Below are 14,067 nucleotides of genomic sequence, written 5' to 3'. Positions count from 1 at the left end.
TTCCGTACGGAGCATCATGAACGTTTCCCGACTTGCGCGCCGCCTGGCGCTTGCCGCCGTCCTGAGCGTGCCCCCCTACGCCTACGCCGAGGCCCCCACCAAGGTCGAAGTGTGGAAGACCCCCACCTGCGGCTGTTGCGAAGACTGGGTCAAGCACATGCGCGACAACGGCTTCGAGGTGATCGCGCACGACGTGCAGGACACCGGCCCCATCCGCCGCAACGCCGGCATGGCCGACTACGGCTCCTGCCACACGGCCTCCGTGGGCGGCTACGCCATCGAAGGCCACGTGCCCGCCAGCGACGTGCGCCGGCTGCTGCTGGAAAAGCCCGAGGCGGCCGGCCTGGCCGCCCCGGGCATGCCGCTGGGCTCGCCCGGCATGGACGGCCCCGAGTACGGCGGACGCAAGACGCCGCACGACGTGCTGCTGGTCGACAAGCGCGGCGGCGCCCAGGTGTTCCAGGCCTACCGCTAGCGTCCTGGCCGGGGGGACGGGAGCAGCCACAACGTGCCTGTGGCTACTCCTTGCACTGCAGCAAAAATGCGCCACAATAGGTGAAACGCATTCGTTCCACCCCTACCCCCCAGGCAGTCATGGCACAAATCGTCCTGTTCGAGAACATCCATCCCAGCGCCCGCGCCGTCTTCGAGGCCGCCGGCTACACCGACATCGTCACGCATGCCGCGGCACTGCCGCCGGCGCAACTGCGCGACGCCCTGCGCGGCGCGCAGGTGGCGGGGATCCGTTCTCGCACGCACCTGGACGCGGGCCTGCTGTCCGACAACCCCGACCTGCGCGTCGTGGGCTGCTTCTGCATCGGCACCAACCAGGTCGACCTGGACGCCGCCATGCAGCGCGGCGTGCCGGTGTTCAACGCGCCCTTCTCCAACACCCGCTCGGTCGCCGAGCTGGTGCTGGGCGAAGCCATCCTGCTGCTGCGCCGCATCCCCGAGAAAAACGCGCGCGTGCACCTGGGCCACTGGGACAAGAGCGCCGCCGGCGCCTTCGAGACCCGCGGCAAGACCCTGGGCATCGTGGGCTACGGCAACATCGGCTCGCAGATCAGCACGCTGGCCGAAAGCCTGGGCATGCGCGTCGTCTACCACGACGTCGAGGCCAAGCTGCCGCTGGGCAACGCCCGCCCCGCCGGCTCGCTCGACGAGCTGCTGGAGCAGTCCGACGTCGTCACGCTGCATGTGCCGGGCGGCAAGTCGACCGAAAAAATCATGAACGCGCAGACCATCGCGCGCATGCGGCGCGGCGCAATCCTGATCAACGCCTCGCGCGGCACGGTGGTCGACATCCAGGCCCTGCACGAGGCCCTCAAGTCCGGCCACCTGGCCGGCGCGGCGCTGGACGTGTTCCCCACCGAGCCCAAGGGTCCGGACGAACCGCTGGCCAGCCCGCTGATCGGCATGCCCAACGTCATCCTGACCCCGCACATCGGCGGCAGCACGCAGGAATCCCAGGAAAACATCGGCCGCGAAGTCGCCGAAAAACTGGTGCGCTTCCTGCAGGCGGGCACCACCAAGGGCGCGGTCAACTTCCCCGAACTGCCCTACCTGGAGCCGGCCGGCGGCACGCGCATCCTGCACGTGCACCGCAACGCCCCGGGCGCGCTCGGCACGCTCGACAACCTGATGGCGCAGCACGGCCTGAACATCGTCAGCCAGACCCTGCAGACCAAGGGCCAGATCGGCTACGTCATCACCGACGTCGACGGCCAGGTCGACGACATCGTGATGACGACGCTGCGCGATCATCCCATCACGGTGCGTTGCGACAGGTTGTGAAACGCGCGTAATCCGTCGGCCGGCGGCGCCTCGTTGGCGGCGCTCGCCAGGCACTCCGCCATCTTCTCGCGCACCCCGCCGGCTTCGAACGGCAGGCGGCCGATCAGGCCGATCTCGCGCCATAGCGGCGTCTCGCCCAGCGGCAGCAGCCGCAGGCCGGTCATGTCCAGCCGCCGCAGGCGCGGCAGAAGCGCCACGCCCAGGCCGTGGCGCACCATGTTGGCGATGGCGTCGACTTCGTCCAGCTCCACGGCGTCATGCACCGTGATGCGGTGCTTCTTCAGGAACACGTCCACGGCCCGGCCGCCGAACGAAGCCCGGTCATAGCGGATGAAGGGCTGGCTCGCCAGCAGCTCGCGCCACGGCGCGTCCGGCAGGGCCGCGGGCACGGCCAGCATGACCGGCTCGCGCATCAGCGGCTGCCAGCCCAGCTCCGGCGGCAGGGCGAAGGGCGGGCGGATCAGCATGGCCATGTCCACCTCGCCCGCGTCCACCTGGCCCAGCAGCGCCAGCGACACGCCCGGCACCACCCGCACGCGCACGTCGGGATAGACGGCCCGAAACCGTCCCAGCGCGCGCACCAGCAGGTCCTGCTGCACCGAGGCGATGGCGCCGATGCGCAGCGATCCGCTGACGTGGCCGGCGCCGGCCGTGGTCACCATGCGCTCGGCCATGGCCACGAGCTCCTCGGCCTGCGGCAGCATCTCGCGGCCGTGGGCGTTGAGCGCCGCCGCCCGCGCGCTGCGCTCGAACAGCGTCACGCCCAGGTATTCCTCCAGGCGCTTGATCTGGGCGCTGACCGCCGACTGGGTCAGGCCCAGCTGCGCCCCCGCGCCGGTGAAAGTGCCGTCCCGGGCCACCGCGATAAAGGTCTTGAACTCTTTGATCACAATCAATTTTTTCGATGCTAAGGCACAAAAAATATCGTTTTTGGATCAAAAAAACAATCAATAAAATAGGCCCTGGCAATTCTTCCTCACCGCTTCCGGAGCCCCACATGACCGCTCAAACCCAACTGCCGCCGTTCCATCTGGCCTTCCCGGTCCGCGACCTGGCCGAAGCCCGCGCCTTCTATGGCGAAAAACTGGGCTGTCCCGAGGGCCGCAGCTCGCCCGAATGGGTCGATTTCAACTTCTACGGCCATCAGATCGTGGCCCACCTCGCGCCCGGCGAATGCGGCCACCATGCCACCAGCGCCGTAGACTCGCATAATGTGCCGGTGCGCCATTTCGGCGCCGTGCTTTCCATGGAACAATGGGAAGCCATGGCCAAGCGCCTGACCGACGCGGGCACCGAATTCGTCATCGAGCCCTACATCCGCTTCAAGGGCGAGGTCGGCGAGCAGGCCACCATGTTCTTCCTGGACCCGTCGGGCAACGCGCTGGAGTTCAAGGCGTTCAAGAACATGGATTCGTTGTTCGCCAAGTAATCCGTTCCTACAGGTTTCGTGTCGTTGAACGTACTATCAGAACCCCCTTCTTCGGCCGAAACCGCCTGGCGCATCCTGCCCCAGGGCGACCGCTGCCTGATCGTTTCCTTCGGCGACCGCATCGATGCGTCGATCGGCCGCACCTGTCTGGCCGCGGCCGCCCGGCTGCGCGAGGCGCGGCTGCCCGGCGTGACCGACGTGGTGCCCTCCTTCGTCGCGGTGGCGGTGCATTACCGGCCTGACGCCCGGGGCAACCCCTTGTACGCCCAGCTGGCCGAGCGCATCGGCCAGTTGCTGGAGGCCGGCATAAGCGTCGACGCCTCGGGCGGGCGCGAAGTCGACATTCCCGTCTGCTACGGTGGCGAGCACGGCCCCGACCTGGACGACGTGGCGCGCGCCGCCGGCCTCACGCCCGAAGACGTGATCGCGCTGCACAGCCAGCCGCGCAGCATGGTGTTCATGCTGGGGTTCGCGCCCGGCCACGCCTACCTGGGCGTGCACGACGAAAAACTGAACATTCCCCGCCGTCCCTCGCCGCGCACCGCCGTGCCGATGGGCGCGGTGGCGGTGGCCAACCGCCAGACCGTGATCTACCCGAACCGCCTGCCCGGCGGCTGGAACATCATCGGCGCCACGCCGCTGACCATGTTCGATCCGGCCCGCGAGCCGGCCGCCCTGCTGCAGCCCGGCGATTCCGTGCGCTTCGTGCCCATCGGCCCCGACGAGTTCGACCGCATCCGGGAGGCCGGACGATGAGCCTGACCGTCATCAAGCCCGGCATGCTGTCGAGCTTCCAGGACCGCGGCCGCGAGGGCTACCAGCATCAGGGCATTCCGGCCGCCGGCGCCATGGACGAGCGCGCCCACCGGCTGGCCAACGCGCTGGCCGGCAACGCCGGCGACCCGGCCACCCTGGAAATGACGCTGACCGGCCCGACCCTGCGGTTCGACGCGCCGGCCTGCTTCGCGCTGGCTGGCGCCGACCTGGGCGCCACGCTCAATGGCCGCGAACTGCCGGTGCACCGCCCGCTGGTCGCGCAGGCCGGCGACACGCTGGCCTTCGGCGCCCGCCCGGCCGTGGGCGTGCGCGGCTATCTGGCGGTGCATGGCGGCTTCGCGCTGGAGCCGGTCATGGGCAGCGAAAGCACTTATCTGCGCAGCGGCTTCGGCGGCTTTCATGGCCGCGCGCTGGCCAGGGGCGACCAGCTGCCGCTGCGCAAGCCGCTGGACGGCGGACGCGACATGGACGCGTTGCAGGATGCGCTGTGGCAGCTGCGCGTGTACCTGCCGTCCGCGCTGGGCGCGCCGCGCCGCAGCGCCGTGCGCTTTTTGCCGGGCATGCACTGGCACGAGTTCTCGGAAGCGTCCCGCCGGGCCTTCGCCGAGGCCGAATTCCGCATCAGCCCGCAATCCGACCGCATGGGCTACCGGCTGCTGGGCCCCGCGCTGTCCATGAGCGAGCCGCGCCAGATGCTGTCGGAGGCCGCCTGCTTCGGCACCGTGCAGGTGCCCTCGGGCGGCGAGGCCATCATCCTCATGGCCGACCGCCAGACCACCGGCGGCTATCCCAAGATCGCGCAGATCGCCACGGTGGACCTGCCCATCCTGGCGCAGGCCGCGCCCGGGCAGACGCTGCGCTTCCAGCCCATCGAACTGGAGGCCGCGCAGCGCCTGGACGGCGAGCGCGAGCGCGCCTTCGCGCAATTGCAGGACACGCTGGCGCCGCTGCGCGCACTCCTCGCCTAGAAAGGAAACCGCTATGACCACCCGCATCGACATGAACTGCGACATGGGCGAAAGCTATGGCGCCTGGACCATGGGCAACGACGCGGCGGTGCTGCAATACGTCAGCTCCGCCAATATCGCCTGCGGCTTCCATGGCGGCGACCCGGCCACCATGCGCAAAACCGTGGCCGCCGCCCTCAAGCAGGGCGTGGCGCTGGGCGCGCATCCCAGCCTGCAGGACCTGGCGGGCTTCGGGCGCCGCGCCATGCAGATCAGCCCCGACGAGGCCTACGACATCGTGGTCTACCAGATCGGCGCGCTGGCCGGCGTGGCCGCCTCGCAAGGCGCGCGGCTGCATCACGTCAAGGCGCACGGCGCCCTCTACAACATGGCGGCCAAGGACGAACACCTGGCGCGCGCCATCTGCCAGGCGGTCAAGGACGTGGACGCCACGCTGATCCTGTACGGGCTGGCCGGCAGCAGGCTGATCGAGGCGGCCCGCGACATCGGCCTGGCGGCGGCCAGCGAGGTCTTCGCCGACCGCAGCTACCAGGACGACGGCTCGCTCACGCCGCGCACGCGCGCCGGCGCCATGATCGAGGACGTGGACCAGGCGGTGGCGCAGGTGGTGCGCATGGTGCGCGAAGGCAAGGTGCGCTCGGTCGGCGGCAAGGACGTGCCCGTGCAGGCCGACACCCTCTGTATCCACGGCGACCAGCCCAACGCCCTGGTGTTCGCCAGCGGCATCCGCCAGGCCCTGGAGGCGGCCGGCATCGAGGTGCGCACCCCGCCGCCGCGCCCTCAGGCGCGCGCGACTTCGCGGTAGGCCTCGATCACGGGCGACAGCACGTCGGCCAGGTAGCCGCGCGCCAGCCCGGTCATGCGTTCGACGTCGCGCCCGGCCATCGCGTCGATGATGGCGCGGGTGCAGGACGCAATGGCGCTGGAGGCCATTTCCCGCCGGGCCAGCAGGTAGCGCAGCGGCTCGACCTGTTCATACAGCTTGCTCAGCATGCCCGCCAGCGGCGTGTTGCCGGTGCTGCGGGCCGCGGCCAGGTAGAACTCGCAGGCCGCGGCGATGCAGGCGCGCACCTGGCCGCCGGCCTGGGCCTCGGCGATCGCGCCGTGGTGGCGGCGGAGTTCGGCCACCAGCGGCGACAGGTCCTCGGCCCCGGCCGCCTGGCGCAGGCTGTAGGCCTCCAGCTCGGCGCGCAGCAGGTACAGGTGGCGGATCTGGGTTTCGGTGTACAGCGTGACCCTGAAGCCCTTGCGCTGGACGTGGGTGACCAGGCCGCTGACCTCCAGCAGGCGCAGCGCCTCGCGGATCGGGCTGCGGCTGGTGCCGAAGCGTTGCTCGAGTTCCTGTTCCCGCAGCGGCTGGCCGGGACGGATGGTTCCGTCCACGATCAGTTCACGGATCTGTTCCTGCAGGAAATACGGAATCGTGGCGGGCGCTTTGACGTCCAATCGGCTCCCCTTTGCGGCTTGATGCCTGGTATGCGACGGAGGGGACGATACTAGAAGTTTCTTGAAACACAAATAAGAACTTGGTTGCGTTCGCGGCCGGCGTTCAATCCCAATCGTCGCGATAGACGAATTTCGGCATCTGCCAGTTGAACCGCAGCGCCAGCAGGCGCACCGCCAGGCCGGCGGCCAGCGCGATGGGCACGGCGGCGTTGGCCGACAGGCCCAGCGCCTGCCCGCCCAGGTACAGCCCGCCCGTCACCACCGACACGCTGGCGTAGAGCTCCTTGCGAAACAGCAGCGGCACCTCGTTGCACAGCACGTCGCGCAGCACCCCGCCGGCGCAGCCGGTGATCATGCCGCTGATGAGCACCACCGTGATCGGCAGCTGCATGAGCTGCGCCACCTGGCAGCCGATGACGGTGAACGCCACCAGGCCGAGGGCGTCGGCCAGCAGGAACAGGCTGCGCAGGCGCCGCATGACCGGCGCGATCAATGCCGTGACGATGGCCGCCCCGCCCGTCATCCACAGGTATTCGGGGTGGATCACCCAGGTCAGCGGGTAATGGCCCAGCAGCACGTCGCGCAGCGAGCCACCGCCCAGCGCGGTCACGCAGGCGATGATGCACACGCCCATCCAGTCCATGTCGCGCCGGCCGGCGGACAGGGCCGCGGTCATGGCTTCGGCCACGATGGCGACGAGATACAGCGTATGCAGCAGGACGGGCGAGAGTTCGGAAAACATGGGGAGGACGAAAGGAGGACAGCCCACATTGTATTGAGCCGCCGCGCGGCGGGCCGCCATTGCCTGGATGTGCGCCATCCCTTACGCTGGAAGATGCGTTGATATCGGTCAAACCCCGCCCCGCCTAGCAACGGGACAATGGGGATGTGCCCGCAAGGGCAGTAACGGCAGGGACGCACGGACGCGGGTACCGTCGGCCCGGCCACACCCGGGAGAGAAGATAATGACACAGCAAATCGGCCCCATCCTGCTGGCAACCGACCTGAGCGCCCGTGGCGACCGCGCCCTGGACCGCGCGTTGCAGCTGGCCAAGGAACTCGGCACCAAGCTCATCGTCCTGCACGTCATGGAGTCGCATGCGACGTCCGCGCGCCTGACCACGCCCGTGTGGCGCCGCCACACGTCGGACCACAAGGCCCTGGCCGAGCGCGAGCTGGCCGAAGACCTGGCGGCCGCCGAAGTGCCGACCGAAGTGGTGGTGACCAACGGCGATCCGCTGGCGCGCATCATGGAAACCGCCGACAGCTACGGCTGTTCGCTGATCGTCACCGGCATCGCGCGCGACGAAACCCTGGGCCGGCTGCTGCTGGGAACCACCGTCGAAAAGCTGGCCCGCCAGGCGCGCCACCCGGTGCTGGTGGTCAAGACCCGCCCGCGCCGCCCCTACCGCGACGTGCTGGTGGCCACCGACTTCTCCGACGGCTCGCGCCAGGCCCTGCGCGCCGCGCTGCAGCTGGTGCCCAACGCCGACCTGACGCTGTTCCACGCCTATGACGTGCCGTTCCAGGGCAAGAACGTGCCCGACGAGGCCGTCACGCGCAACTTCTACAAGGCCGCCGAGCAGAGCGCGCGCGAATTCACCGCCGCCACGCCCGAACTGGCCGGCGTCGCCGCGCCCAAGGTGGTGCTGGAATGCGGCCAGCCGGAGACCGTGCTGTCGGAATACTCGTTCAACCACCGCTCCGACCTGGTGGTCACGGGCACCCACGGCCGCACCGGCATCCTGCGCACCGCGATCGGCAGCGTGGCCGAACGGCTGCTCGAATCGCTGCCCAGCGACGTGCTGATCGTCAGGCTGACGGGCGCGGAATAAGCGGAAAACGGGCACGGCGCGGCAATCCCGCGCCGTGCGCATCGCCCGGTCACGCCCCGTTCTTCTCCATCGTCTCTATCGTCCCGCGCAGCATGTGCAGCAGCACCAGGCCGGGCAATGCGATCAGCACCGTCAGCAGGAAGAAGCCGGGCCAGCCCAGGCTGTCGACCAGGGGCGGCGTAAGGGGGCCGGCCAGGTAGGTGCGGCCCACCGCCGACAGCGCCGACAGCAGGGCGAACTGGGTCGCCGAAAAGCGCTGGCGGCACAGCGCCATCAGCAGGCCGACGAAGGACGCCGTGCCCAGGCCGCCGCACAGGTTCTCTATGCCCACCGCCGTGGCCATGAGCCAGATGCTTTTGGGGCTGACGGCGATCATCCAGTACGCCAGGTTCGACACCGCCTGCAGCAGCCCGAAGGCCATCAGCGAGCGGTACAGGCCCCAGCGCGACATGAGCGAACCGCCGGCCAGCGCGCCGACGATGGTGGCGGCCAGCCCCAGCACCTTGTTCACGGTGCCCACCTCGGTCGGGCTGAAGCCCGCGCCGCGGATCAGGAAGGTGGTGGACAGCGCGCCGGCGAACGCATCGCCCAGCTTGTACAGCACGATCAGCAGCAGCACCGCCAGCGCCCCGCGGCGCGTGAAGAATTCGCGCAGCGGCTCGCCCACCGCCTCGCGCAGGCTGCGCGGCGCGGTGGCGACGTGTTCGGGCTCGGGCGCCCACAGCGTGGCCAGCGCGCACAGCAGCATCAGCCCGCCCATCAGCATGTAGGTGTAGCCCCAGCCTATCCACTGGTCGGCCAGGATCAGCGCCAGCCCGCCCGACACGATCATGGCCAGCCGGTAGCCCATGACCTTGATGGCCGCGCCCGCGCCGCGCTCTTCCTTGCGCAGCACGTCGGTGCAATAGGCGTCGAAAGCGATGTCCTGGGTGGCCGACAGGAACGCCACCAGCACCGCCAGCAGCGCCAGCGGCTGCAGCGCCGAGGACGGCGACAGCGCGCCCATCGCCATGATGGCGGCGGCCAGCAGCAGCTGGGTCACCAGCATCCAGCCGCGGCGCCGGCCCAGCAGGGGCGGGACGTAGCGGTCCACGAACGGGGCCCACAGGAACTTGAGGGTGTAGGCCGTGCCCACCAGGGTCAGGAAACCGATCTGCTGCAGCGGCACGCCTTCCACCGTGGCCCAGGCCTGCAAGGTGCCGCTGGTCAGGGCCAGCGGCAATCCGCTGGCGAAGCCCAGGACCAGCAAAGGGGCCACGCGGGGACTGGTGTAGACGTTGGATGCAGCGGTAATGACGGTCTCCGGTAACGCGCCGGCCCGGCGCTGGAGGCCGGCGGCTTGCGGCATTTTAGGGCCTGCGGGCCGCAGCGTCAGGGCGAGGCGAAACGGTACACCGCCAGCGTGCTGCGCCAGCCCGGCAGCAGCTTGATCTCGCGGCCTTCGTTGAAGGTGGCGCGCTCCAGGATGTCCAGGCGCAGTTCGCCGGCCAGCTGCTCGAAGTCGCGCAGCGTGCACAGGTGGATGTTGGGCGTGTTGTACCACTGGTACGGCATCTGGCCGGTGACCGGCATGCGGCCGCGCAGGATGGACCAGCCGTGCGGCCAGTAGCCGAAGTTGGGAAACGACACCACGCCGTAGCGCGCCACCCGCGCCATCTCGCGCAGGATGTGCTGGGTGCGGTGCATGGACTGCAGGGTCTGCGACAGCACCACCGTGTCGAACTGCTTGTCGTCGAACAGGGCCAGGCCGTCTTCCAGGTTCTGCTGGATCACTTCCACGCCGCGCCGCACGCAGGCGATGACGCAGTTGTCGTCCAGCTCCACGCCCGCGCCGCGCACCTGGCGGTGGTCGCGCAGGTGCGCCAGCAGCGCGCCGTCGCCGCAGCCCAGGTCCAGCACGCGGCTGCCGGGCTGGATCCAGCTCGCGATGCGCGCCAGGTCGGGCCGCAGGGCGCCGGGCGCGGGGCGGGGAGTCACGGGGCTCATTCGGAACGTCCTTGGTTCGGGCGCGCGGCGCCCAGGTCCAGCTCGCGCGCGATGCGTTCGTAATAGCCGCGGACCACGGCATGGTAGCGGGCGTCTTCCAGCAGGAAGGCGTCGTGGCCGTGCGGCGCGTCGATCTCGGCGTAGGTCACGGGGCTGCCGTTCTTCAGCAGCGCGCGCACGATTTCGCGCGAGCGCTCCGGCGGAAAGCGCCAGTCGGTCGAGAACGACACCAGCAGGAAATCGGCCTGCGCCGGCGCCAGCGCGCGCGCCAGGTCGCCGCCGGCGTTGCGGGCCGGATCGAAATAATCCAGCGCGCGGGTGATCAGCAGATAGGTGTTGGCGTCGAAGTAGCGGGTGAATTTCTCGCCCTGGTAGCGCAGGTACGACTCCACCTCGAACTCGACGTCGTAGCCGTAGCGGTAGGCGCCGTTCTCGGCCGGGGCGCGCTGGGCGCGGCCGAACTTCTCGGCCATGTCGTCGTCGGACAGATAGGTGATGTGGCCGATCATGCGCGCCACCGACAGGCCGCGGCGCGGCACCGTCTGCTGCGCGTAATAGTCGCCGCCGTGGAAGTCGGGATCGGTGATGATGGCGCGGCGCGCCACTTCGTTGAAGCCGATGTTCTGCGCCGACAGCCGCGGCGTGCTGGCGATGACCACGCAGTTGGCGACCCGCTCGGGCAGCGTGATGGCCCAGCTCAGCGCCTGCATGCCGCCCAGCGATCCGCCCATCACGGCGGCGAAGCGTTCGATGCCGAAGTGGTCCGCCACCCGCGCCTGCGCCCGCACCCAGTCTTCCACGGTCAGCATGGGAAAGGCCGCGCCCCAGGGCTTGCCGGTCTCCGGGTTGATGCTGGCCGGGCCGGTCGAGCCGAAGCACGAGCCCAGGTTGTTGACGCCGATCACGAAAAACACGTCGGTGTCCACCGGCTTGCCCGGTCCGACCATGTTGTCCCACCAGCCCACGTCGGAGGGATTGTCGGCCGCCTGGCCGGCCACGTGATGCGAGGCGTTCAGTGCATGGCAGATGAGCACGGCGTTGCTGCGCTGCGCGTTGAGCGTGCCGTAGGTCTCCACCGCCAGCTCGTAGGCGGCCAGCGACTGGCCGCTGGACAGCGGCAGCGGCTCATCGAAGCGTATGAAAGTGGGAGCGACGAGACCGACGGAGCCGGGATCTGCGGCGGCGGCGGTCGTGATGGCGGCGGGGACGAACCCGCTGGCCGAATCACCGGCCAAATTCTGGGCAGGAGTGGTCATACGGACCTCTTTAGCTGGATTTATTGGAAGGCGCCCGCAAGCGGATCAGGCAAATCGGCGCCGAAAATTGAATACTGCGGCAGGAATTCTAGCACTGCTGGCGCGCGCGGCAGCAACAGGCCTCAGACCCCTTCCCCCCAGGGCTCCTGTCCCAGGTACTCGTAGCGTTCGGTATTGACGCGCGAGATCCGCCACTCGACGGGCTGGCGCTTGTACGAAAACGCGACGCGGCGGATCTCCAGCAAGGGGCTGCCCTCGGCCACGCCCAGCGCCCGCGCCTGCGCGCGTTCTGCCAGGCAGGTGCGCAGGCGCTCGTCGGTGGCGATCACGTTCACGCCGAACACGTCCTGGTACAGCGCGTAGAGGGTGCTTGAGCGCTCGCGCAGGTGCGCTTCGGTCATGCCGGGAAAGCAGGACTCCGGCAGGCACAGCTCGTCCATCATCACGACTTCGCCGTTGAGCGACAGCAGGTTGGTGAACTCGAACACCATCGCGCCCGCCGGCAGGTTCAGCTTCTCGCGCGCGATGGCCGAGGCCCGCTGGCGGCGGAAACGCAGCAGCTCGGTGCTGGGATAGGACTTGTTCCCGTCCTGGCGCACGATGCGGAAGAACTTGAAGAAATGATGGTTGCGGGTATGCACGGCCACATAGGTGCCGCGGCCCTGGTGGCGCACCAGGATGTTTTCGGCGGCCAGGTCGTCGATGGCTTTGCGCAAGGTGCCGATGGACACGCCGAAGCGCTCGGCCAGCTGCTTCTCGGGCGGGATGGCCTCGCCCTGCTTCCACTCGCCCTGGGCCAGCGCGGCCAGCACGGCCTGCTTGACCTGCGCATACAGGGGACTGCCGAGGGGCACGGTCGATGACAGGCTGATATTCATGGGTGCATCGCAATAACCGGGAGGCCACAGTGTAGCGGCGCGGACGAAGCCGGCTCAAGTCATACAATTCATATATATGATTTAGTTGACTTAGAGAAATTGCGGCCATAAGATCTCCTGACCGTAGCGCCTGCCGCGTCCGGCCGGCGTCCCAGCCAGGAGGAAGACAATGATTCACGCCGTATTGCACGATGCGAAGGACACGGTGGCGGTCGCCGTGGTGGAAGGCGTCACCGCCGGAACGGAACTGAACGCCTGGATCATGGATGAGGACAAGATCATCCACGTGCGCGCCTCGCAGGACATACCCATCGGCCACAAGGTGGCGATGAAGGACATGGCCGTCGGCGACACCGTCTACAAGTACGGCGTCGACATCGGCCGGGTGGTGCAGCCCATACAGGCCGGGCAGCACGCCCACGTGCACAACATCAAGACCAAGCGCTGGTAAGCCCCCCACTCGAAAAGGAATCCGCCATGTCCGTCATCTCCGCTTCGACCACCTTCCAGGGCTATCGCCGCGACAACGGCCGCGTCGGCGTGCGCAACCACGTCATCGTGCTGCCCGTGGACGACATCTCCAACGCCGCGGCCGAGGCCGTGGCCAACAACATCAAGGGCACGCTGGCCCTGCCCCACCCCTATGGCCGCCTGCAGTTCGGCGAGGACCTGGAGCTGCACTTCCGCACCCTGATCGGCACCGGCTGCAATCCCAACGTCGCCGCCGTGGTGGTGATAGGCATCGAAGAAGGCTGGACCAAGCGCGTGGTCGACGGCATCGCCGCCACCGGCAAGCCGGTCATGGGCTTCAGCATCGAACTGCACGGCGACCACGACACCATCATGCGCGCCTCGCGCTGCGCCAAGGAGTTCGTGCACTACGCCACCGCGCTGGCGCGCAGCGAATGCCCCATCGCCGACCTGTGGGTCTCGACCAAGTGCGGCGAGTCCGACACCACCTCGGGCTGCGGCGCCAATCCCACCGTCGGCAACGCCTTCGACAAGCTCTACGCGCTGGGGTCCACGCTGGTGTTCGGCGAAACCTCGGAACTGACCGGCGGCGAGCACATCGTGGCCGAGCGCTGCGCCAACGACGCGGTGCGCGAACGCTTCATGTTCATGTTCAACCGCTACCAGGACATGATCGACCGCTGGAAGACCAGCGACCTGTCCGAGTCCCAGCCCACCAAGGGCAACATCGCCGGCGGCCTCACCACCATCGAGGAAAAGGCGCTGGGCAACATCCAGAAGATCGGCAAGCAGTGCCGCGTCGACGGCGTGCTGGACAAGGCCGAAATCCCCGACGGCCCCGGCCTCTGGTTCATGGACTCGTCCTCGGCCGCGGCCGAGATGGTGACCCTGTGCGCGGCCTCGGGCTACGCCGTGCACTTCTTCCCCACCGGCCAGGGCAACGTGATCGGCAATCCCATCCTGCCGGTCATCAAGATCTGCGCCAACCCGCGCACGGTGCGCACCATGTCGGAACACATCGACGTGGACACCAGCGGCCTGCTGCAACGCGAGATCGACCTGAGCCAGGCCGGCGACAAGCTGCTCGAATGCATGCTGGCCACCGCCAACGGCCGCTGGACCGCCGCCGAGGCGCTGGGCCATCGCGAATTCGTCCTGACCCGCATCTTCGAAAGCGCCTGAGCGCGCGCCCTTGCATTCCTACCGGGGCATCCCCCAAGGAGGAAG

General features: G+C 68.8%; 16 protein-coding genes and 1 riboswitch. Of the genes, 9 read left to right on the top strand and 7 right to left on the bottom strand.

The annotated features are described in order from the left end of the window. Positions 1–16: 16 nt before the first annotated feature. Complete coding sequence (locus tag AC1M14_RS02125; protein WP_479730870.1) at positions 17–475, top strand: DUF411 domain-containing protein; 459 nt, start codon at positions 17–19, stop codon at positions 473–475. 119 nt (positions 476–594) lie between these two features. Further along, entirely contained in the window at positions 595–1,794 is a 1,200-nt protein-coding gene (serA, locus tag AC1M14_RS02120; RefSeq protein ID WP_102773281.1) for a phosphoglycerate dehydrogenase, read from the top strand. On the opposite strand, the gene AC1M14_RS02115 is transcribed toward serA, so the two are convergent. Next, complete coding sequence (locus AC1M14_RS02115; RefSeq protein ID WP_111826339.1) at positions 1,761–2,684, bottom strand: LysR family transcriptional regulator; 924 nt, start codon at positions 2,682–2,684, stop codon at positions 1,761–1,763. The two genes, serA and AC1M14_RS02115, sit on opposite strands and share 34 nt — an antisense overlap. 107 nt (positions 2,685–2,791) lie before the next feature. On the opposite strand from AC1M14_RS02115, the gene AC1M14_RS02110 reads away from it, so the two are divergent. The 4 genes from AC1M14_RS02110 to AC1M14_RS02095 are packed head-to-tail and all read left to right on the top strand — an operon-like array spanning position 2,792 to position 5,773. Then, entirely contained in the window at positions 2,792–3,223 is a 432-nt protein-coding gene (locus tag AC1M14_RS02110; protein WP_102773279.1) for a VOC family protein, read from the top strand. Positions 3,224–3,247: 24 nt separating this feature from the next. Continuing rightward, positions 3,248–3,979: a 5-oxoprolinase subunit PxpB gene (gene pxpB, locus AC1M14_RS02105; RefSeq protein WP_479730869.1), complete on the top strand. Its 732-nt coding sequence runs from the start codon at positions 3,248–3,250 to the stop codon at positions 3,977–3,979. After that, the gene (locus tag AC1M14_RS02100; RefSeq protein ID WP_479730868.1) at positions 3,976–4,968 is read left to right on the top strand and encodes a 5-oxoprolinase subunit C family protein; all 993 of its coding nucleotides are present in this window, start codon (positions 3,976–3,978) and stop codon (positions 4,966–4,968) included. The genes pxpB and AC1M14_RS02100 overlap by 4 nt, the downstream gene beginning before the upstream one ends. A gap of 13 nt (positions 4,969–4,981) precedes the next feature. Continuing rightward, a complete protein-coding gene (locus tag AC1M14_RS02095; protein WP_111826060.1) occupies positions 4,982–5,773 on the top strand; it encodes a LamB/YcsF family protein in 792 nt (263 codons plus the stop codon). On the opposite strand, the gene AC1M14_RS02090 is transcribed toward AC1M14_RS02095, so the two are convergent. Then, a complete protein-coding gene (locus AC1M14_RS02090) occupies positions 5,749–6,414 on the bottom strand; it encodes a GntR family transcriptional regulator (RefSeq protein ID WP_102773275.1) in 666 nt (221 codons plus the stop codon). The genes AC1M14_RS02095 and AC1M14_RS02090 overlap by 25 nt on opposite strands. Before the next feature lie 103 nt (positions 6,415–6,517). Further along, complete coding sequence (locus AC1M14_RS02085; protein ID WP_102773274.1) at positions 6,518–7,156, bottom strand: trimeric intracellular cation channel family protein; 639 nt, start codon at positions 7,154–7,156, stop codon at positions 6,518–6,520. Positions 7,157–7,379: 223 nt separating this feature from the next. Here AC1M14_RS02085 and AC1M14_RS02080 point away from each other — a divergent pair, with 223 nt between their 5' ends. Next, positions 7,380–8,249 (top strand): universal stress protein, encoded by an 870-nt coding sequence (locus AC1M14_RS02080; protein WP_102773273.1) that lies wholly within the window; start codon positions 7,380–7,382, stop codon positions 8,247–8,249. A gap of 49 nt (positions 8,250–8,298) precedes the next feature. On the opposite strand, the gene AC1M14_RS02075 is transcribed toward AC1M14_RS02080, so the two are convergent. The 4 genes from AC1M14_RS02075 to AC1M14_RS02060 all read right to left on the bottom strand — a co-directional run bounded on the left by AC1M14_RS02075 (position 8,299) and on the right by AC1M14_RS02060 (position 12,369). Next, entirely contained in the window at positions 8,299–9,597 is a 1,299-nt protein-coding gene (locus tag AC1M14_RS02075) for a muropeptide transporter (protein ID WP_247747564.1), read from the bottom strand. 23 nt (positions 9,598–9,620) lie between these two features. Beyond that, positions 9,621–10,235 (bottom strand): methionine biosynthesis protein MetW, encoded by a 615-nt coding sequence (gene metW / locus AC1M14_RS02070; RefSeq protein WP_102773272.1) that lies wholly within the window; start codon positions 10,233–10,235, stop codon positions 9,621–9,623. Further along, the gene (gene metX, locus AC1M14_RS02065) at positions 10,232–11,491 is read right to left on the bottom strand and encodes a homoserine O-succinyltransferase MetX (protein WP_181390943.1); all 1,260 of its coding nucleotides are present in this window, start codon (positions 11,489–11,491) and stop codon (positions 10,232–10,234) included. The genes metW and metX overlap by 4 nt, the downstream gene beginning before the upstream one ends. Then, positions 11,481–11,562, bottom strand: a riboswitch (SAM riboswitch). (Overlaps the previous gene by 11 nt.) 51 nt (positions 11,563–11,613) lie before the next feature. Continuing rightward, positions 11,614–12,369 (bottom strand): GntR family transcriptional regulator, encoded by a 756-nt coding sequence (locus AC1M14_RS02060; RefSeq protein ID WP_102773271.1) that lies wholly within the window; start codon positions 12,367–12,369, stop codon positions 11,614–11,616. Between the two features lie 169 nt (positions 12,370–12,538). Between AC1M14_RS02060 and AC1M14_RS02055 the strand changes: the two genes are divergently transcribed. Both AC1M14_RS02055 and AC1M14_RS02050 read left to right on the top strand, forming a co-directional pair. After that, positions 12,539–12,820: a UxaA family hydrolase gene (locus AC1M14_RS02055; protein WP_102773270.1), complete on the top strand. Its 282-nt coding sequence runs from the start codon at positions 12,539–12,541 to the stop codon at positions 12,818–12,820. 26 nt (positions 12,821–12,846) lie between these two features. Further along, entirely contained in the window at positions 12,847–14,022 is a 1,176-nt protein-coding gene (locus AC1M14_RS02050; RefSeq protein ID WP_102773269.1) for a UxaA family hydrolase, read from the top strand. Positions 14,023–14,067: the final 45 nt, after the last annotated feature.

The organism is Achromobacter sp. SX5, from assembly GCF_056711425.1.
Note: the sequence above shows the minus strand (reverse complement) of the source record. Positions and strands in the feature narration are given on the sequence as shown.